The 19,934-nt window shown below is 66.6% G+C and carries 19 protein-coding genes and 1 pseudogene; 18 read left to right on the top strand and 2 right to left on the bottom strand.

The features are described 5' to 3' along the window. Window position 1: 1 nt before the first annotated feature. The 10 genes and pseudogenes from ACTJK0_RS12400 (at window position 2) to ACTJK0_RS12445 (ending at window position 8,738) form a co-directional block, all read left to right on the top strand. A complete protein-coding gene (locus tag ACTJK0_RS12400) occupies window positions 2-373 on the top strand; it encodes a nuclear transport factor 2 family protein (protein WP_440745365.1) in 372 nt (123 codons plus the stop codon). Window positions 374-401: 28 nt separating this feature from the next. Next, window positions 402-1,175 (top strand): TIM barrel protein, encoded by a 774-nt coding sequence (locus tag ACTJK0_RS12405; protein WP_440745366.1) that lies wholly within the window; start codon window positions 402-404, stop codon window positions 1,173-1,175. Beyond that, window positions 1,172-2,731 (top strand): GMC oxidoreductase, encoded by a 1,560-nt coding sequence (locus tag ACTJK0_RS12410; RefSeq protein WP_440745367.1) that lies wholly within the window; start codon window positions 1,172-1,174, stop codon window positions 2,729-2,731. The genes ACTJK0_RS12405 and ACTJK0_RS12410 overlap by 4 nt, the downstream gene beginning before the upstream one ends. Before the next feature lie 70 nt (window positions 2,732-2,801). Next, the gene (locus tag ACTJK0_RS12415; RefSeq protein WP_043453838.1) at window positions 2,802-3,197 is read left to right on the top strand and encodes a C-glycoside deglycosidase beta subunit domain-containing protein; all 396 of its coding nucleotides are present in this window, start codon (window positions 2,802-2,804) and stop codon (window positions 3,195-3,197) included. After that, on the top strand, window positions 3,194-4,297 hold the full coding sequence (locus ACTJK0_RS12420; protein ID WP_440745368.1) for a sugar phosphate isomerase/epimerase family protein: 1,104 nt from the start codon (window positions 3,194-3,196) through the stop codon (window positions 4,295-4,297). The genes ACTJK0_RS12415 and ACTJK0_RS12420 overlap by 4 nt, the downstream gene beginning before the upstream one ends. A gap of 18 nt (window positions 4,298-4,315) precedes the next feature. Next, entirely contained in the window at window positions 4,316-5,341 is a 1,026-nt protein-coding gene (locus ACTJK0_RS12425) for a sugar phosphate isomerase/epimerase family protein (RefSeq protein ID WP_440745369.1), read from the top strand. 8 nt (window positions 5,342-5,349) lie between these two features. After that, a complete protein-coding gene (locus ACTJK0_RS12430) occupies window positions 5,350-6,120 on the top strand; it encodes a nuclear transport factor 2 family protein (RefSeq protein ID WP_440745370.1) in 771 nt (256 codons plus the stop codon). Between the two features lie 8 nt (window positions 6,121-6,128). Beyond that, window positions 6,129-6,527: a C-glycoside deglycosidase beta subunit domain-containing protein gene (locus ACTJK0_RS12435; protein WP_440745371.1), complete on the top strand. Its 399-nt coding sequence runs from the start codon at window positions 6,129-6,131 to the stop codon at window positions 6,525-6,527. Continuing rightward, window positions 6,524-7,719 (top strand): annotated as a pseudogene (locus ACTJK0_RS12440) (Gfo/Idh/MocA family protein). The gene ACTJK0_RS12435 and the pseudogene ACTJK0_RS12440 overlap by 4 nt, the downstream one beginning before the upstream one ends. Before the next feature lie 14 nt (window positions 7,720-7,733). Further along, window positions 7,734-8,738: a sugar phosphate isomerase/epimerase family protein gene (locus ACTJK0_RS12445; protein ID WP_110542255.1), complete on the top strand. Its 1,005-nt coding sequence runs from the start codon at window positions 7,734-7,736 to the stop codon at window positions 8,736-8,738. A 75-nt stretch (window positions 8,739-8,813) separates the two neighbouring features. Here ACTJK0_RS12445 and ACTJK0_RS12450 read toward each other — a convergent pair whose 3' ends face one another. Further along, on the bottom strand, window positions 8,814-9,839 hold the full coding sequence (locus ACTJK0_RS12450) for a restriction endonuclease subunit R (RefSeq protein WP_440745372.1): 1,026 nt from the start codon (window positions 9,837-9,839) through the stop codon (window positions 8,814-8,816). Window positions 9,840-9,907: 68 nt separating this feature from the next. Here ACTJK0_RS12450 and ACTJK0_RS12455 point away from each other — a divergent pair, with 68 nt between their 5' ends. Further along, window positions 9,908-10,324 carry a C-glycoside deglycosidase beta subunit domain-containing protein gene (locus tag ACTJK0_RS12455; protein WP_440745373.1) on the top strand — a complete coding sequence of 139 codons (417 nt, stop codon included), beginning with the start codon at window positions 9,908-9,910 and terminating at the stop codon, window positions 10,322-10,324. Between the two features lie 44 nt (window positions 10,325-10,368). Here ACTJK0_RS12455 and ACTJK0_RS12460 read toward each other — a convergent pair whose 3' ends face one another. After that, window positions 10,369-11,631 (bottom strand): ROK family protein, encoded by a 1,263-nt coding sequence (locus ACTJK0_RS12460; RefSeq protein WP_110542257.1) that lies wholly within the window; start codon window positions 11,629-11,631, stop codon window positions 10,369-10,371. 106 nt (window positions 11,632-11,737) lie between these two features. Here ACTJK0_RS12460 and ACTJK0_RS12465 point away from each other — a divergent pair, with 106 nt between their 5' ends. From ACTJK0_RS12465 to ACTJK0_RS12495, 7 genes are all read left to right on the top strand, one after another. Further along, complete coding sequence (locus ACTJK0_RS12465) at window positions 11,738-12,778, top strand: Gfo/Idh/MocA family protein (protein WP_440745374.1); 1,041 nt, start codon at window positions 11,738-11,740, stop codon at window positions 12,776-12,778. Further along, window positions 12,775-13,572 carry a hypothetical protein gene (locus ACTJK0_RS12470; RefSeq protein WP_440745375.1) on the top strand — a complete coding sequence of 266 codons (798 nt, stop codon included), beginning with the start codon at window positions 12,775-12,777 and terminating at the stop codon, window positions 13,570-13,572. The genes ACTJK0_RS12465 and ACTJK0_RS12470 overlap by 4 nt, the downstream gene beginning before the upstream one ends. Window positions 13,573-13,756: 184 nt before the next feature. Beyond that, window positions 13,757-15,253 (top strand): MFS transporter, encoded by a 1,497-nt coding sequence (locus ACTJK0_RS12475; protein ID WP_440745376.1) that lies wholly within the window; start codon window positions 13,757-13,759, stop codon window positions 15,251-15,253. 16 nt (window positions 15,254-15,269) lie between these two features. Beyond that, window positions 15,270-16,838 (top strand): GMC oxidoreductase, encoded by a 1,569-nt coding sequence (locus tag ACTJK0_RS12480; protein WP_440745377.1) that lies wholly within the window; start codon window positions 15,270-15,272, stop codon window positions 16,836-16,838. 181 nt (window positions 16,839-17,019) lie between these two features. Beyond that, window positions 17,020-18,237 carry an MFS transporter gene (locus ACTJK0_RS12485; protein WP_440745378.1) on the top strand — a complete coding sequence of 406 codons (1,218 nt, stop codon included), beginning with the start codon at window positions 17,020-17,022 and terminating at the stop codon, window positions 18,235-18,237. 48 nt (window positions 18,238-18,285) lie between these two features. Then, window positions 18,286-19,248: a LysR family transcriptional regulator gene (locus ACTJK0_RS12490; protein WP_440745379.1), complete on the top strand. Its 963-nt coding sequence runs from the start codon at window positions 18,286-18,288 to the stop codon at window positions 19,246-19,248. 115 nt (window positions 19,249-19,363) lie between these two features. Continuing rightward, window positions 19,364-19,927 (top strand): DoxX family protein, encoded by a 564-nt coding sequence (locus tag ACTJK0_RS12495; protein WP_110542264.1) that lies wholly within the window; start codon window positions 19,364-19,366, stop codon window positions 19,925-19,927. Window positions 19,928-19,934 lie beyond the last annotated feature (7 nt).

Raw genomic sequence — 19,934 nt, forward strand, 5'->3', positions numbered from 1 at the left:
CATGACTGACAACCGCGCGGCGTTCGAACGCTTCGTGGAGATCTTCTACACCCAAAAACGGGTGCGGGAGGCCTTCGAATTCCTCGTCGCAGATGACTACCGCCAACACAATCCCACCATCAACGACGGCCCGGAAGAGGCTATCCGGATGCTGACGCCCAAGTTCGACGGTTCCCCCGACTCCCGCTTCGAGGTCCAGCGCATCCTGGTGGACGGGGACCTCGCCATGGTCCACGTCCGGGCTTCGGGCCCCGGGCGCCCGGACGCCGCCGTCGCGGACATCTACCGCTTTGAGGGCGGCCGGATCGTCGAGCACTGGGACGTGCTCCAGCCCGTCCCTGACCTGCCGGTCCACGACCACCCCATGTTCTAGAACTTTGCAACCTTCCAAGGAGTAAGCCATGTACCAACTCGCCCCCAACATCGACCTTCTGTTCACCGAGGCCGGGGACGCAGCGGACCGCGTCCGCGCCGCCGCTGCCGCAGGTTTCGACGCCGTGGAAATGTGGGGCCCCACGGGCAAGGACATTCCGGCGCTCAAGGCGGCACTCGAAGAAACCGGCGTCCAGCTCACCGCCCAGCTGGCTGAGCCCCGGATGCAGTTCATGATCCCGCCGAAGGACCACGCCCCGTTCTATACGGGCCTGGACGCCGGCGTCGAAGTGGCGCGGCAGCTCGGCTGTCCCCGGATCGTCGTGGGCAGCGGCACCGGTTTCGGCGGCAGGAAGCGGCAGGACCAGCTGGATGAACTGATCGGGATCTTCACCAAGGGCGTGGCCCACATCGAGGGTTCCGGCATTACCCTGGTCCTCGAGCCGGTGAACATCAGGGTGGACCACCCCGGTGCACTGCTGGACCGGACCTCCGAAGCGGTCTACGTCGCCAAGGGCGTCAATTCGGCCAACTTCGGCGTCCTCTACGACCTCTACCACTCCACGGTCGAAGGCGAGGACGTGGCGGCCGAGCTGGCCAACGCCGGAGACCTCATCAAGTACGTCCAGATAGCCGACGCCCCGGGCCGCGGTGAGCCCGCCTCCGGATCCATCGACTGGCCCGCCCGCCTGGGTGACCTGCGCAGCAGCGGTTATGCAGGCCCCATCGGGCTTGAGTACTACCCCACCATTGATTCGGCCAAGTCCGTCCGGCGCATCCAGGAACTGGTGGCAGGCCAGTGAGCACCGGCCGCTACCCCGGATCCGTGGATGTCGCCATCGTCGGCAGCGGTCCCACGGCCTCGGCCTACGCCCGGATCCTCAGTGAGGAAGCTCCCGGAGCCACCATCGCGATGTTCGAGGTAGGCCCCACGGTCAGCAACCCGCCCGGCGCCCACGTCAAGAACATCGAGGATCCGGACAGCAGAAGCCTCGCCCAGCGTGCATCGGAAGGCCCCGGCGCGGGCGCCGAGACGGTAAGTTCTCCCGGCGCCGTCAAGAGCGGGGAGCGGAGGGCAAGGCCGGGAACGTACCTGCTGCAGGACGGCTACTCTTTCCCCGGTGAGGACGGCATGCCCGTCGCGGCCATGTCCAGCAACGTGGGCGGCATGGCCGCACACTGGACCGCCGCGTGCCCCCGGCCCGGCGGCAAGGAGCGGATTCCGTTCCTTCCGGACCTGGACGAACTCCTTGCGGACGCGGACCGGCTCCTCGGCGTCACCACGCATGCCTTCGACGGTGCGCCCTTTTCCGATCTCGTCCGGACGCGCCTGTCCGCCGTGGTGGACGCCGGCCGGGCACCCGCCTACCGCGTCCAGCCCATGCCGCTCGCTGTCCACCGGCGTGCGGACGGCCGCCTGGTGTGGTCAGGCTCCGACGTCGTCATGGGCGATGTCACCCGGGAAAACCCGCAGTTTGAACTCTTTGATGAGTCGTTGGTGACCCGTGTGCTGGTGGAGGACGGCATTGCCGGCGGCGTTGAAGTCCAGGACCGCCGCAGCGGCACCACCCACCGGGTAGGCGCCCGCTACGTCGTGGTGGCGGCCGATGCCTTGCGAACCCCCCAGTTGTTGTGGGCTTCGGGCATCCGGCCGGACGCACTGGGGCGCTACCTGAACGACCAGGCCCAGCTGGTGTTCGCCAGCAGGCTGCGGGACGTCACTGCCCCGAAGGGGCCGGCCACCGCCAACGGCGCACTCAGTGAACAGAGCGGGGTGGCCTGGGTTCCCTACACCGACGAGGCTCCCTTCCATGGCCAGATCATGCAGCTGGACGCATCGCCCGTCCCGCTGGCGGACGATGACCCCGTTGTGCCGGGCTCCATCGTGGGGCTGGGGCTGTTCTGCGCCAAGGACCTGCAGCGCGAGGACCGGGTGGCATTCGACGACGGTGCCAGCGACTCCTACGGCATGCCCGCCATGAGGATCCACTACCGCCTCACCGGGCGGGACCGTGAGGTGCTGGAGCGCGCCAAAAATGAGATAGTCCGCCTGGGCAAGGCGGTCGGTGAGCCGCTGGACGAGCGTCCATTCGTCCTCCCGCCGGGATCGTCGCTGCACTACCAGGGCACCACGCGGATGGGCGTGGCGGACGACGGCGAGAGCGTCTGCTCGCCCGACAGCCAGGTATGGCAGGTCCCCGGCCTCTTCGTGGCCGGCAATGGCGTCATTCCCACCCCCACCGCATGCAACCCCACGCTCACGGCAGTAGCGCTCGCGGTGCGGGGGGCCAGGAGGATCGCCGCCGGGATCGGCAGCGCTTTACTTATGTCAGAATCAGACAATACAATGTCTAAATAATGAAGAAGAGGCATCACGCCGCTTTTCCACGCAAGTACAGGCAAGGAATGCCGCAGACAAGGAGGTCGCGATGATCGCCGACCGCATCATTGAGCAGGGAACACTGACCACCGGCAGTGGCCGGACCGCCGTCGAAGTCCGCATCCCCTGGTACCGGGCCCTTCCCGGGTCCTGCATTGCAGGGGCGGCCCTGACGGTGGACGGCGTCGCCGCCCCGAAAGAGTCGCTGCGCTGGACCATGAACAACCGCACCTTCAGCTTCGATGAGCTGGTGGACGAAACCGGTGAGTGGTGGTTCCCGCTGGACTCGGCCGTCCTTTCCGGCGATCTTCCGGTTGCGGACGACCAGGCGGAGCACGAGGTCCGCGTGGACCTGAAGCTCTACATCCCCTACATCATCACCGACCACGGCGTGCTGCACATCGAAGAGCACGACACCAAAACCATGAAGGTGGCACAGCGATGACCAGCCCCGGCACGCCCATCCAGGGCGTCACCCTCTACAGCTTCACCCGGGCCTTCCACGGCCGGCAGTACGACCTTGACGGCCTGATCCGAAAGGTGGCGGCAGAGGGTTTCGGCCCGGGGCTCGAAATCATCGGCTTCTCCAGCCTCCGCGGCTTCCCGGACCGCGTCGACGATGCCTTTGTGGGACATTTCCGGGACCTCGTGGAAGAGGTGGACCTGGTCCCTACCTCGCTCGCCGTCAATGTGGACACGGGAATCCGGCGCGACCGGCTGATGAACCACGACGAGCTCGTGGAGTACATGCGCAAGCAGATCGAAATGGCCGCCAGGCTCGGTTTCCCGATCGCCCGCGTGCAGATCTCGCTGACTCCGGACGCCATGGAGAGCCTGCTGCCCGTCGCTGAGCAGTATGGTGTGACCCTTGCCCTGGAAGTCCACGCCGACCAGCACGGCGCGCACGAGCGTGTCCTTGCCCTGCGGGACCGGTACGAAAAACTCAACTCCCCCCTGCTGGGATTCACCGCCGACTGGGGTGCCACCGTCACCGGTTTTGCTCCCTCCCTCCTCGAGGCCTACCGCCGCCGCGGTGCCTCCGAGGATCTGCTCCGGCAGGTAGTGGAGCTGTGGGACGGCTTTTACGCCGAGGGCCCGCCCAACACCCAGAAGGTCCACGGCGAACGGTTCGGCGCCTTCATCGGCCTCGCCGCCCGGAACGGCAGGCCGGACCTGGGCATCGACTTCGGGATCAACGGCACGGGACTGTTCGGGCCGGCCCCTATCGACACCTGGCTGGAAATCATGCCGTGGGTCCGCCACGTGCACGGCAAGTTCTTCGGCATCGACGAGAACGGCGAGGAGCCCTCGGTTCCGGTACGGGACCTGGTCCGGCAGTTGGTGGAAAACGGCTATTCCGGCGCCATTTCCAGCGAATACGAAGGCTGGCACTGGAACAACTGGCAGGACCCGTTCGAGATCATCCGCGGCGAACAGGCCCTCCAGCGCTCAGCAGCGGCCAACGCCGGTTCCGCCATGATCACCGACGCAACAGAAGCCCGCCGCATCCTCAGCAGCCACCTCGCCCAACCCGTCCGCGGCTAAAGCAAAAGGAATTAAGACATGTCAGAAGGCATCGCAGGCTCAGGCATCGAGCTTGGCATTACCCTTTATTCGCTTACCTCCGAATTCGCTGCCGGGCTCTACACGCCCGAGACGATGATCAAGGCGGTGGCCGATGAAGGCCTCGGCCCCGGCGTCGAATTCAACATCGCCCAGATGCTGCGCACCTATCCCGACGTCGACGCCGGCTTCGTCAAGCTTTGGCGCGACAGCATGGACCGCTACGGCCTGACCCCCAGCGCCGTCGGCACCAACCTGGACATGGGCCGCCGCAAGGACCGGGACATGACCCCGGACGAGGAGTTCGACTTCTTCGCCAGGCAGCTCAAGACGGCCAACACGCTCGGCTTCCACAAGATCGTCATCCGGTCCGCCGGCAAGGAACTGCTGCGCCGCCTCCTGCCGCTGGCCGAAAAGTACGACCAGAAACTGGGCTACGAAATCCACGCCCCGCAGGGCCCGAACGACCCCAAGATCCTCCAGATCCGCGAGATGTACGAGGAACTCGGCAGCGACCGGCTGGGTTTCACCGCCGACTTCAGCTCTACCATGCACAGCCTGTCACCCACCCTGTTCCGCACCCTGACCCAGATGGGCCTGCCGGAAGAACACTTCGCTGTCATGCAGGACATCTGGCGCAAGCCGCTGCCCATGCAGGAACGGAACCAGGAGTTCGAGGACTACCTGCGCGCCAACAACTTCGATCCCGCGCGGCTGGGTCCCTTCACGCGGCTGGCCTTCAACATGCACGGCCTGGTTCCGCCGGAGGAATGGCTGGACATCATGCCGCAGATGTTCCACGTCCACGCCAAGTTCTACGACATCGACGAAAACGGCAATGAGCCCGCCATGGACATCCCGCGGATCGTGCGCCAGTTCGTCAAGGGCGGTTACACCGGCTTCCTGTCCAGCGAATGGGAGGGGCACGCCTTCGCCGACCTCGGCGAATCGGACCCGATCGAGCTGGTCAAGAAGCAGCATGCACTCATGCGGCGCGCCATCGAAGAGTCCGTGGTACCGGCCTAAGGAGACCCATGCCTGCAATCGATACAGACCTTACGGCAGAGGTGGAGCGGCTCCGGGGCGAACTGGCCGAAGCCCTGAAATTGGCCCGCAGGGCCAATGACCGGGGCGACATCGAGAACCTGTTCAACCGCTATACGTACCTCCACAATGCCTTTGAGGATGAACAAATCATCCCGCTGTGGGTCAAGCCGGGTACCCCCGGCATCCGGGCGAGGTACACCAACGCCGGCCAGTACACGGACTATGACAGCGTCATCCGCTACCACCAGGACCGTCCGCGGCCCGAGGGCAAGCTGATCCTGCACTACACCACCACGCCCGTCATCGAGGTGGCCGCGGACGGCAACACCGCCAAGGGCGTCTGGATCATGGCCGGCAACGAGTCCGGCCTGACCGACCCGGAAGTGGCCAAGGACAGCCCGGACTACATGTACTCGCCGCGGGAGGTACAGGGCAAGAAGGTCTGGGCCCACTGGGTCTGGTGCAAGTACGCGGTGGACTTCCTGCGCCAGGACGGCGAATGGAAGATCTGGAAGTTCCGCTGCTACGAGCTCCTCCGTGCACCTTTTGAGGAAAACTGGATCAGTTTTGCCGAGAAGAACCAGCACGCCTTCGCGCTGGACCTTATGTACTTCGGCGACGATGGCAAGCCCGTCTTCATGCCTCCGGCGGACGAGCCCGTCCCCAGCGAATACCACCCCTATCATCCGTCGGCCAGGCAGACGCTGGAACCGCAGCCGCCAGTGCCCCACCAGACATTCGTCGAGACCTTCGAGTAAGGACCATCATGGCAACCCACAACTCCCTGTTCCAGGACGCTGACGTCCGCCGGCACCCCGAGGGCATCTCCGTCTCCGTACAGCTGCCCTGGTACCGCAGCCTCTGGCTGTCCGCCGTCGACGATGTAGCGGCCACGGTCGACGGGAAAGAAATCCCCAAGGAATCACTCCGCTTCGAACTTCAGGGCAACTCCTATTCCATCGCCGAGCTTCCGCACCAGTGGGAGACCCTGTGGTTCGTCGCCGACAAGCCGAAGATCATTATCCCCCTGAACCGTGTCCCGGAGGCCGGCGAGGAAATCGACGTCGAAGTGATCCTGACCCTTCGCCTCCTGTACATGCAGATCGCCCCCATGCGCTACGTGGGCAACCGGGTGGCCGTCGAGCGCAAGGTAGTGCTGGCATGACACGCCTCCGCGTAGCCATGATCGGCCACGGCTTTATGGGAGCGGCCCATTCGCAGGGCTGGCGCACCGCCCCGCGGGTCTTCGACCTGCCGGCAGAGCCGGAGATGGCCGTCGTCGTGGGGCGCAACGCCGAGGCGGTGGCAGCCGCCGCGCCGAAGTGGGGATGGGCTGAGTCGGTCACTGACTGGCGCGAGGTGGTGGCCCGGGACGATATCGACGTCGTCGACATTGTCACACCCGGTGACACGCACGCCGAGATCGCCATCGCCGCGCTCGAAGCGGGCAAGCACGTGCTGTGCGAGAAGCCGCTCGCCAACACGGTGGCCGAAGCCGAAGCGATGGCGGAGGCGGCTGGAAAGGCGGCGGCACTGGGAATCCGCGCCATGGTGGGCTTCACCTACCGGCGGGTCCCCGCCGTGACGTTCCTGCGCGACCTCATCGCTGAAGGTGCCGTGGGCACGGTAAACCAGGTGCGTGCCTCGTACCGGCAGGACTGGCTCGTGGATCCGGAAATGCCGCTGGCGTGGCGCCTGCAGAAGGAACATGCCGGCTCCGGCGCGCTCGGTGACATCGGCGCCCACGCGATTGACCTGGCGCAGTTCGTGACCGGGCAGAACATCGACAAGGTGTCAGGCGTGATCGACACGATCGTGAAGGAGCGGCCCCTTTTGGACAACTCCGCTTCCGGCTCGGGGCTCTCGGGCACGGCCGGGGCCGGCCGGGGCAAGGTGACTGTGGACGATATCGCCATCTTCACGGGCAGGTTCGAATCGGGCGCACTGGCCTCCTTTGAAGCCTCGCGCTTCGCCACCGGGCGCAAGAACGCGCTGCAAATCGAGGTGTCCGGGACAAGGGTGCCCTCGCCTTCGACCTGGAAGACCTCAACAGCGTCCAGTTCTACGACCGCACCGCCCCTGCCGACCGGCAGGGATTCCGGAAGATCCTGGTCACCGAAGCGGAGCATCCATACGTTTCGGCCTGGTGGCCGGCCGGCCACATGCTGGGCTACGAGCACGGCTTCTCGCACCAGGTCAAGGACCTCGTCGAAGCCATCTCCAACGGCACCGACCCCCACCCCACCTTCGCCGACGGGCTGCGGGTGCAGCGTGTGCTCGACGCCGTCGAGCGCAGTTCCGAGAATGACTCCGCCTGGACGCGCGTGGGCGCCCGTGTCCCCGCCCAGGCTGGCTAGGAAAGGGAAAGTACATGGCACGACCAATCACCCTGTTCACGGGCCAATGGGCCGACCTGCCGTTCGAAGAGGTGGCCCGGCTCGCCGGCGAGTGGGGCTACGACGGCCTGGAAATCGCCTGCTGGGGCGACCACCTGGACCCCTGGCGGTGGGACGACGACGCGTACGTCCAGGGCAGGCTGGACATCCTGGAGCGGAACAACCTGAAGGTATGGACCATCTCCAACCACCTCAAGGGCCAGGCCGTGTGCGATGACCCCATCGACGAGCGGCACCGGGGGATCCTGCCGGATGTCGTCTGGGGCGATGGCGACCCCGAGGGCGTCCGCCGCCGCGCAGCCGAGGAAATGAAGAACACTGCCCGCCTCGCCGCGAAACTGGGCGTGAAAACCGTCACCGGGTTCACGGGCTCCTCCATCTGGAAGTACGTGGCAATGTTCCCGCCGGCCTCCGAAAAGATGGTCGACGCCGGCTACCAGGACTTTGCGGACCGTTGGAACCCCATCCTGGACGTCTTCGACGAGGTGGGGGTCCGGTTTGCCCATGAGGTGCACCCCTCCGAGATTGCCTACGACTACTGGACAACCCAGCGCGCCCTGGAGGCGATCGGACACCGCGAGGCGTTCGGGCTGAACTGGGATCCGAGCCACATGGTGTGGCAGGACATCGATCCCGTGGGTTTCCTGTGGGACTTCAAGGACCGCATCTACCACGTGCACTGCAAGGACACAAAGAAGCGGCTCAGCAATGGCCGCAATGGACGGCTCTCATCCCACCTTGCATGGGCTGATCCGCGGCGCGGCTGGGACTTCATCTCCACCGGCCACGGAGACGTGCCGTGGGAGGATGCCTTCCGGATGCTCAACTCCATCAACTACCGCGGCCCGCTGTCCGTGGAGTGGGAGGACGCCGGAATGGACCGCCTGGACGGAGCGCCCGAAGCGTTGCAGTTTGTTCGGCGCCTTTCCGGGTACGAGCCCTCAGCAGCGGCCTTCGACGCCGCTTTCAGCACAAAGTAGCTCAACACGAAGAAGTGAACACAAAGAGTGGCCGGTCCTGTAATCCAGGACCGGCCGCTCTTCCTTATGCGAGCCTCAGCCGGTGATTGGACGTGCCGCAATCGGGGTTTCGACGTGCTCAACCAGCGCTTCCCGTGCCAGTGCAAGGTGCCGCCGCGTCATGTCCGTCGGGTCGTCCTGCAGCCACTCATGGCCGCCCCATTCGCTGGTCAAAGTGCCGGTGAAGCCGTTGGCGGCCAGGAGGCCGCCAAGTTCCTGCAGCGGCCGGGAAACCCGTCCGCCGTCATCATCCAAATCCCAGAACTTCAGGTGGAAGGCGCCCACCAGCGGCAGGATGCCCTGCAGGTCGGCGGCGTCGCTGCGGCCAAATCGGATCAGCAGGTTCATGAAAAGGGTGTGGATGGGTGGCGGCACGTGTCCGGACCGCAGCAGCGCGGTGACCGCGTCCATGGTGGCGGGATCGCGCCAGTCGTCCTCCAGGCGCGCCATAAAGTCCCGTGGCAGGCCAGCGCGGCGCAGTTTCCCGAGGTAGCTGACGGGAAGGGCGGGCATCAGCATGCTGATATCAACCAGAACCCGGACGTGGTCATCGTCCAGCCCGGCAATCAGCTCCAGCGCAGGCTCGACGGCTGGGCTTCCGGGCGCCTGCTGGCCCTGGATCTCTTCGTACAGCACCAGGTCAAGGCGGTGCAGGATCGGCTGGAGCAGGGCGAGCAGTTCACCTCCCGCCTGGCCGATCGGAAGACGGACGCCGTGCGCTCCCACCCGGTGGGCGGCATGCAGTTGCGGGACCAGGAAATCCAGGCGCTCCTGCAGCGGGCGGCGCTCCGTGGGCGAGGAGAAATCGTCAAGGCTGGCCCCAACGATACTGACGGATCCGCCCCTTGCCGCCAGCGACGCCCGGAGCCCTTCGACTTCGCCGTCATTGGGGGTAGGGAATGAGCGCCACACCAGTCCCGGCTCGAGTTCGATCACCTTCACTACAGCGTCCGCGATCCCCGTGACGGTGTCCTGGGCCGTTCGGCGGGCAGCAATGATCTCCGGGGTCCAGTTGAACGAGCTGGCGCAAAAGGTCCAGCCGGATGGAATGTCGGGAGCCATAAGACACCTTCCCCTATATGATTGTTTATGACAAACTTATGTCTGTATCAGGATAAAGGATGGTCTTGATGTTGGAAACCGCGGTGCGCGAAGATGCGCTGACCACCACCCCGGAAGGTTTTGAACTCCGGGTCGGCCTGCCGTGGATCCGCTCCATGCCCCTGTCGGGCATTACCGGACTCACCGTGGAGGTGGACGGGCGTTCGCTGGCTGGGGGCGGCCTGATGGTGGTGCTGGGCTCGCGGCGCGTGCAGCCGCATGCCCTGGAGGCGGAGCGGGGCTGGTGGTTCGTGCAGGACCGGCTGGTCCTTGCCGGCCGGGGCGCGCTCTCGGCCGGCGGGCACGACGTCGCCGTCGACTTCCAGCTGATGGTGCCCTACCTGCAGGCGCGGCCGGGTTCTCCCCTGGTCCTGCCGTTCCACCTGGAGGCCCGGCTGGAACTGGACGCGGCGCCGGTGCCGTCTGTATCCCGGGACGTGGCCTGACCAGACAGTGCTGACCGGACGGGGCCCTGCGTCCCCGCGGAAGCCTAGGCGGGGACCGCGGTCCGTTCTGGTGAAGGCCGGCCCTCGGCGAACCAGCGCGGGAAAGTGACATCGAACAGCTGCTCGCGCGCCAGCTCGGCACCGCCGCGGAGGGGTTCGCGTTCATCGTTTACGGACATCGTGATGATCAAATCCCGGGTAGCAAGCGGCAGCGACAGTTCGTAGACCCGCTGCCTCACTTCCGCCAGGAACACCTCCCCGGCGGACCCGATGGCACCGCCGATGACGATGACTGCGGGATTGAACATGTTCACAAGGGCAGAAATTGTCTCCCCCACAACGCGCGCTGACTTCTGGACCAGCATGATGGCCAGCGGGTCGCCGGACCGGACCGCGAGGGTGATCTCCTCGAGCGTCAGTTTCCCCTTCTCGGCAATCGGAGCCATGGAGGTGCTGGCGCCCTCCTTGACGGCCTGCTCAACATCTCGGACCAGCGCCCAGCCACTGGCCACGGCTTCCAGGCAGCCGATCTTTCCGCAGCGGCAAACGGCCGTGGAATCCAGGACGCGGACATGGCCGATGTCACCGGCAGCACCATTGGCGCCGCGGTGGATCCGGCCCTGGGACAGCAGCCCCGCCCCGATTCCGGAACCAATCTTGCAGTAGATGAGGTCGGCAAGGGCATCGCGGCGGCGCGCACGTTCGCCAAGGGCCAGCAGGTTGACGTCGTTATCCACCCAGACCGGCGCATTGAAGCGCTCCTCGAAGGGGGTTCGAACATCGAAGCCGTTCCAGCCGGGCATGATCGGCGGGGACACCGGCTGTCCGGAGTTGAAGTCAACCGGGCCGGGAAGGCCCACCACGACAGCCCAGACGGGAACTTTGGAGTCTTTTGCCAGTACTTCGTCCACCAGGGTCATCACGGCGGCGATGGTCTTCTCCGGCCCCTGTCCGATGTCCCAGGCCCGGTGCGTGTGTTCCAGGATGTCGCCGTCGAGGGCGGTGATGCCAACCCGGATGTGGGCGGCGCCAAGGGCGCAGATGACGATTCGTCCCTGCTCTGCACGGAAGCGGAGGGTCCGGGGCGCCCGGCCGCCGGATGAGGCGCCGAACTCGCCATCGCCGAGGAATCCGATCTGGATGGCCTGGTCCACGCGCTGGCTGACAACGCCCCGGCCCAGGCCGGTGACTTTGCCAATCTCCGGGCGGGTGGTGGCCTCACCCGTCCGCACCAGGTTGACGATCCGCAGGAGGCTCGTCACTTCATCGGTCTGGGCTCCGAAGCGGAGGGTGGACTCTGTCGACATGCCCTCAATTCTCACACATCTACGGCCACTAAGGTGCAGTTGGGCGCGACTATAGCCAGAAGCTTCCAAACTTATGAATAATAAAGACATAAGAGGGGAGGCGCCGATGCCTTGGAACGTAGGGATTCTTGGAGCCGGACCCGGAGTGGCGGCACTGCACCTGCCGGTGTTGGGCCGCCTGGGGGACCTGTTCACCGTGAAGCACATAGCCGACGCGGGAAGCGGATGCGCCCGGGACCTGGCAAGCGGCTTCGGTGCCAATTGGTCGACGGGCGAAGGTGACCTGCTGGCCGACCAGGATGTGGACGTCGTGGCAATCTGCACCCCGCCGGCCGAACACTCCCGCCAGGTCATCGCTTCGGTGGAGGCCGGAAAACGCGCCATCTTCTGCGAAAAGCCGCTCGCCACCAGTCGCGGGGAGGCCGACGAGGCCGTTGCCGCCTGCCGGGCCGCGGGAGCCGTCCTGATGGTAGGCACCAACCATCTTTTCGATTCCGCCTGGGGCAGGGCAAGGCACCACCTTGTTGCCCTCCAGGGGCAGGTGCAGGCCATCTCCGTCACACTGGCACTCCCGCCGAACGACAGATACCACCAACTGGTGGCCGAGGGTGGCCCATTCGTGGCGGCCCGCCGTGGACGGCCTGACCTCGATGATCCTGCCGTCGCTGCCGGCGTTCTGCGCCAGCTGTTGACGGGCCTGGCGATCCACGATCTTCCGGCGGTGCGGGACATCGCGCCCGCCATTGACGAGGTGGTGTACGTCCGGGTTGCCTCGCCGGTGGGGTACCTGGTGGGCTACCGCGCCGGTGGCGTGCTGGTCCAACTGGCGCTCACCATGCTGCCCGGGGGGCCGGATGCCTTGTGGCGGATGGGCATCGCCACCACGCACGACCGAGTGGAGGTGGACTTTCCGCCTGCCTTCGTCCAGGCGGGAAGCGCCACCGTCCGGGTGCGCAATGTTGACGGGCAATGGGTGACCTACCCCAGGGACGTCGAAGACGGTTATGAGGCAGAGTGGCGGCTGCTGGTCTCGCTCCTGCAGGGTGCAGTCCCGGTGGAGTACGACGAACTCCTGGCCGACGCGCACTATGCCATCGACCTCGCCGATGCCGCCGCAACCAAGCTTCGTGAAGGGGCGCGGCCATGAACGCTGCGGGCCGCAGGTTCACTGTCTCCACCCGGCTGCCCCGGTACCGGGCCGCCCTCGCCCAGCTTCCGGTCAGCGCGGGGCCCGCGGACGATGTACGCGGTGGAGTTGCGGTGGTGCCGGGTTCCGGCGACTGGTGGCAGGGCGTGTTGGCGGCCCGTGCAGGAGGAGCGCTGGCCGTGGTCCTGGCTGATCCGGGGATGCTTCCTCGGGGTGCGGTGGACGGCAGTCCATGGCCCAGGGATATTCCTGTCATCGTTGACCGTCCCGGCCTGCGTGCAGACGTCGTCGCCGACGCCGCGCAGGCACGGCAATCCAGTCAGCCGCGAATGCTCACCATTGACTGCGCCGCCCCGGCGGCAGGTATGGCCGGCGTCGTCCTGGACGGTATCGGTTGGGCCCGTTCCCTGATGGGGGCCGGGCTGAAGCTTTGTTCCGGCGCGTCAACGACGGGGGCAACGATGGCGCTTCTCGAGGGGTGGGGAGTGGATGGCATGGCGACGCCGGTGACCCTCATGGCGACCCGCACGGGCGGCCGCCGCCCTGGCGGGTTGATCCGTGTTGTGGCCCACGGCGAAGTCAGGACAGAAGTGACCATCGACCAGCCGGCGGGCTTGGTATGCATCGAGACCAGTACCGGGGAGGGTGTCTTCCGGGCGCCCCTTCGCTATGAGGCCCCTGCGCGCCTCGCGCTCCGCCGGGCCATGGAGGCGTGCGTATCCGGTCAACCGGCGGACGATCTGGCCGACCTGCTGGCGGACATGGCCGTCGCGGCAGGTATCGCGGCGTTGTGAACCGAATGGGTGCCCATCCGCAGCGCTTAGGTCAAAGCCTCGCTTACTTATGTTGTTTTAACGCAAAAGTGCGGGTATGCTGATGAGTGGCGCCGGGGTCCCTTCCGGACCCGTTCTCCGGCGTGATGCCGCATCGGAGGCACACCACGTCGCGTCGACGGCCCGATCGTTCGGGCAGACTACTATGCCACTCTCGCGTGTAAGGCTTCGTTTCCTCGTCGCCTCCCTTTTGACTGTCTCTTTCCTCGGGGCACTGGACCACACCGTGGTATCCACGTCCCTGGCCACTATCGCCGGCGAACTGGGAGCGCTGCAGCTCATGAGCTGGGTGGTGGTGGGATATACCCTTGCCAGCACCGTCCTGCTGCCCGTGCTGGGCAAACTCGGCGACGTCCTGGGCGCGCGCCGGGTCTTCCTGGCTTCCCTCGTGATGTTCCTCGCCGCGTCACTCATCTGTGGCTTCGCCACGGATATGCGGTGGCTGATTGCCGCCCGCGTCCTGCAGGGAATGAGTTCCGCGGGCCTCCAACTGATGTCGCAGACCATCATTGCCCGCGTCACCACCCAGCGTGAACGGCCCCGCTACATGGCAATAATCGGGGCGGCCTTCCCCATCGCCATCCTGGTGGGCCCCGTCCTCGGCGGGGCAATTACCGACTACTGGGGCTGGCAGTTGGTGTTCTGGATCAACATTCCGGTAGGCGCCGCCGCCCTGGCCCTTGCGCTGGCTGCCGTTCCGCACCTCGAACCGGGACCCGCGCCCCGCGGCTTCGACATCGCCGGTGCAGCCGTGTTCACCACCTCGCTGGTGGCGCTCGTCCTGGCAGCCTCCTGGATCGCGGAACGGAACGCCGGTGCTGCCACCCTGGCCGCCGGCGGCATCTGCCTGGTGGGCTTCACCGCCTTCTTCCTGATCGAGCGGCGCGCGCCGGAGCCCGTCGTGCCGCTGCACTTCTTCGCCAACCGCACTATTGCCGCATGCACGGCACTCTCGGCGATCATCGGCGTCGGCCTTTTCTCCATCACCGCATACCTGCCCACGTACTTCCAGATGGCATACCGGACCACGGCTACGGTGTCCGGCCTGGTGCCCATCGCCACCGTGTTCGGCATGCTGCTCAGCAACCTGCTCACCGGCTGGCTGGCAAGCCGCAGCGGACGCTACAGGATATTTCCGATCATCGGCACCATGCTGGGGGCCGCCGGACTGCTGGTCATGGCTTCGCTCCCCGCGGGTCTTCCGCTGTGGGTGCCCATGATCGTGATGGGCGTTGTCGGGATGGGCACGGGGGCCTTCATGAGCCTCATCGTCGCCGTTGTCCAGGGCGCCGCACCACCCAGCCAGACCGGCACCATCACCGCCACCATCAACCTGGTGCGGCAGGTGGGATCGACGGTTGCCACCGCCATCATCGGCGGGGTGATCGGATCCGCCGTCGCCGCCAGGCTGCCGGCACGGCTCGAAGCATCCACCCTGACCCCGCAGTTGGTCCATGCGGCGGCACCGGCGGTCCAGGCGGACGTCGCACAGATCTACAGCTCAGTTTTCACCCCCATCTTCATCGCCCTGGCCGCCGCCTACGCCGTGGGAATCGTCGCGGCGTTGCTGCTCCCGCACGGCAGGCTCTCCGATGAACCCGTTCCCGCTCCCCGCCCTTCGTCCGAATCCCTCCCGGCCTGATCCCAAAGGAGACATCATGTCCACTTTCACTGTTGCCATCGTCGGCAGCGGACCCATCGGTTCCACCTACGCACGGGTCCTGCTGGAACAGATCCCCACCGCCCGCGTGGTGATGTTCGAAGCCGGGCCCCAGCTCACCGCCGTCCCCGGCGAGAGCGTCCGCAACATCCCGGACCCCGCCGAAAAGGCGCGTGCCCGCGAGATGTCCCAGGGTCCGCAGGCAGGCGCCTACCGCGAGTCCCTGGGCATCCCCGCCGGAACCGTTACCGAAGGCATGTTCACCGCGCGCCAAGGCACCCACCTGCTCGATTTCGGCGGCGAAGGCTCAGCGCATGCACCCTCCTTTCCGGCGGCGGCTGCGGCCACCAATGTGGGCGGCCAGGGCGCGCACTGGACCTGTGCGACTCCGTCGCCCGCCTTCAGCGAAAAGATTCCGTTCATCGCCGACGACGAGTGGGACGGCCTGATTGAGGAGGCCAAGCAGCTGCTGCACGTCCACAGTGCCGCCTTCGCGGATTCAAAGGTGGGTGAGGCGATCCGATCCCTGCTGGACGAAGAGTTCGGCGCCGAACTGCCGGCGGGCTACGGGGTGGGCACGCTTCCCGTGGCGGGGGACCCGCAGCCGGATGGTTCCGTGCGCTGGGCGGGTGCCGACGTCGTCCTCGGACCGTTGATCGACAAGGAAAACCCGCTTTCGAAGCAGTTCGAACTGCGCGGCCTCACCCTGGTCCGCCGCGTGGAACTGGAGGGGCAGCGCGCCACCGGCGTTACCGTCCAGGACCTGCGCACGGGTGAGGAATCCTTCGTGGCCGCCGATGCGGTGGTGGTCGCTGCGGATGCCTTCCGCTCGCCGCAGCTCCTGTGGGCCTCGGACGTCCGGCCGCAGGCACTGGGCCACTACCTCACCGAACACCCGGTGGTGATCTCCACCGTGGCGCTCGACGCGGACAAGATGCAGCGGTTCGCCACCGAGGAAGACCTCAAAGCCGAACACGCACGCCGTGCGCTGAATCCCGCCGATCCGGTGGCGGCGGTAAACCGCATCCCGTTCTCCGAGCCGGAGCACCCGTTCTCCGTCCAGGTGATGTACACCGAAACCACGCCGTTCCCCATGGAGCCCGGCACGCCGTACTCGGAGAACCCGTGGGGCTACGTGAACATGGGGTACGGCATGCGCAAGCACCCGCGCTACGAGGACGCCGTCACGTTTGACGACAACGAACAGGACTACCGCGGCTTCCCGAACATGACCATCGAGTATGCGCTCACTGAGAGGGAGGAAACGGAAATCGCCCAGGCCACGGAACGGCTCCGCCGGGCCGGCAAAGCCCTTGGCGTCTTTGTTGCCGAGCCCAGGCTGATGCCCAACGGCTCCAGCCTGCACTACCAGGGCACCATGCGGATGGGTGCGGCCGACGACGGCACCTCCGTGGCGGATCCGTGGTCCCGGGTGTGGGGTTACGAGAACCTGGTGGTGGGCGGCAATGCGCTGATTCCGACGGCGACGGCGATGAACCCCACCCTGATGAGCGTGGCCATCGCTGTGCGCGGGGCGCGGAAGGTGGCGGAGGACCTGGGGGCCTGACACTTCCGGTCAGCCGTCACATCAGGGTCTGCAGCTGGGCATCCATCCGTCCCGTGGATACCAGCTATCCCAAATCCATGATTCCGCGATAGCCCAGGTGTTGTCACAGTGAGGGAAGTCACTTTCGGTGCCCCGGCGGTACCGTCCCCTCCGTGACCATCAAGAGGCTAAGGAAGATTCAATGGAGAATATTCAGCTCGCGGGTACTGCCGGGAACGGGACACCCGGCCCGGTGGTGACGCGTCCGGCCGGGCGGTTCCAGGCGGCCCTGCTTGTTGCCGGCAGCTGCATGCCGGTGCTGGGCGCCGTTCTGCTGGCACCCATCCTGCCGACGCTAAGCCAGGTGTTTGCGGGTACGCCCGGCGTGGCCATCCTGGTGCCGCTCACCCTGACACTGCCGGCGTTGTTCGTGGCCCTCTTCTCCCCACTGGCCGGCTATGTTGCCGACAGGGTGGGGCGCAAGCAGCTCCTGGTCTTCGCCATGCTGGCCTACGCAACCTTCGGCACAGCACCGCTGTGGCTCACCAGCCTGGAGTCCATTGCCGTGTCACGCGTGGGCGTCGGCATCGCGGAAGCCGCCATCATGACCTGCTGCACCACCCTCCTCACGGACTACTACCAGGGCGAACAGCGGAACAAATACCTGGGCCTGCAAACCATGGTCAGCGCGCTCGCCGCCACAGCGTTCTTCGCGCTCGGCGGTGCCCTGGGCAGCATCAGCTGGCGGACGCCGTTCTGGCTATACGCGGCCAGTGCCGTGATCGTTATCCCCATGATCTTCAAACTGTGGGAACCGGCAAAGAGCCAGCGCACGGAGCCTGTCCGCACGCCAGTGCCCTGGCGGCAGATAGGCGCCCCGGCCGCAGTGACGCTGTTCGGCGGGATAGTGTTTTACGCCCTCATCGTGCACCTGCCGTACGTCATCACCAGCCTCGGCGTTGCCGACGCGGCACTCATCGGCCTCGCCGCGGCCATCGCATCCCTGGCCACGGCAGCAGGCGCCATCTCTTTCCGCTTCCTGGCGAAGCTGGGCACGAAGAACCTGCTGGCGCTCGCGTTCGGACTGGCCGCCGTGGGACTTTCGCTCGTCTCCGTCGCAGGGAATGTTCCGCTGGCGATCGCCGGTGCTGTCATTGCCAGTGCGGGAACCGGTGTCCTGCTGCCCACCCTCCTGACCTGGGCCGTCAACGGACTCGAATACCAGCAGCGCGGTCGCGGCACCGGCATCTGGACCGGAACCCTGTTCATCGGCCAGTTCCTGACTCCCATCGTCCTCGGCGCGGCTGCAGCGGCGCTGGGCAGCCTCGGGTTCGCCCTGGGCGCCCTGGGAATCGCATGCACGGTGGCCCTCCTCGCCGTCCTGGTCCGTGGACCGCGGGCAGTCCCCGTCAACCCTTAGCCCTACTGCACTGGAAGACCGCACCGCGGGCACGGCTAACCTGTGGGTATGAAGAACCTGGACCTGAACCTGCTGCCCCACCTGCAGGTCCTGCTGGAACTGCGCAACATCTCCCGGGCGGCGGAGCGGCTGCAGCTCAGCCAGCCGGCCACGAGCGCGGCGATGGCGAGGCTCAGGCGCCATTTCGACGACGAACTCCTGGTCCGCAACGGCCGCACCTATGACCTCACCCCCTTCGCCCAGTCCCTGGTCCCGCTGGTGGACGAAGCCATGCTCCACATCCAGCGCGCCACCCGTGTGCGGTCCGGTTTCGACCCGGCCACCAGCGAACGGGAGTTCGTCATCGCAGCCTCCGACTACGCAGCCGCGCTGATCGTCGGCCCGCTGCGGGGCATCCTGCGGGACGAAGCCCCCGGCGTATCCGTGGACTTCGTCCCTACGGCAAAATCCGGTATTCAGGGCCAGATGGCCGACTACTCGAAGATCGACCTGCTGGTGGGCCCCACGGGCTACCAGATGCAGGGCGCCAGCAGGCAGTTGTTCCGGGACAGCTTCATGGCCGTTGCCGACGCCGGCAACCCGCTGCTCCAGCAGCCCCGGCTGACCCTGGCGGATCTCGCCACCGTTCCGCACGCCGTCGGCTATTTCGGCGAGGGCATCAGCACCCCCGCTGACAAACTGTTCGAGGCACGCGGCATCAAGCGCCGGGTGGCTGCCGTGGTGGCCGGCTTCCTGTCCCTGCCGCTGCTGGTGGAGGGGACGGACCTTGTGGCGCTGGTGCCGGGGATGCTGGCGGCCCGGGCCCAGCGGGGTGCGGACATTGCGGTGCTGGAATTCTCCGGCGGGACCGAGGCGTCCCTGGTGGAGGCCATGTACTGGCACCCCTCCCAGGCGGAAGATCCGGCAAGCGTATGGCTCCGGTCCGTGGTCCAGCGCTCCTGCGCCCGGCTCCACGAGCTCTTCCCCGTGAGCACCCATCCGGTGGCTATCCACGAGGCAGTCAGCCCGTAAGCAGACAGCCCGTAGGCCCAAGGCTTGTTCGGCGCCCGTGACGGTGTCGTTGCCCGGTCGTAGACTCTTGCTGACCCGAGCCGTGCAGCGACTCAACCAACCAAGGAGGACTGTTATGAGCAATGGAACCACCAGCCCTGGGGCGGCGGCAGCGGCGCAAACCCTGTTCAGGGTGGCTCTGGGAGGAGTGCTCGTGGCCCACGGATCCCAAAAACTCTTCGGCTGGTTCGGCGGGGGAGGCGTCGAAGGCACCAGCAAGGGCATGCACGCCATGGGGTTCCGCCCCGCCAAGACAAGCGCCGTCCTCGCGGGCGTAGGTGAAGCGGGAGCCGGGCTTGCCTTGGCCCTGGGTCTGGCGACGCCAGCCGCCGGCGCCGCTGCTGCAACCACCATGGGCGTGGCGGCAAGCGTCCATGCCCCCAACGGTTTCTTCGCCCAGGAGGGCGGCCTCGAGTATCCGGCCGTGCTGGGCCTGGCCGCCGCCGCCTTCACCATCGGCGGCTCCGGACCATACTCCCTGGACGCGCTCAGCGGCCACGTCCTGGACCGGCCCTGGATGCGCATTACCGCTTTGGCCGTGATCCCCACCGCCATCGCAATCCAGGTGGCCCGCCGGCGCAAGGCCCTCGCCGCAGACGCCGCGGCACCTGCCGCCGGCACTGCCGCGGAAAACGGCTGAGCCCGTC

It is taken from the genome of Paenarthrobacter sp. 22069, from assembly GCF_052046035.1.
Lineage (GTDB): Bacteria > Actinomycetota > Actinomycetes > Actinomycetales > Micrococcaceae > Arthrobacter.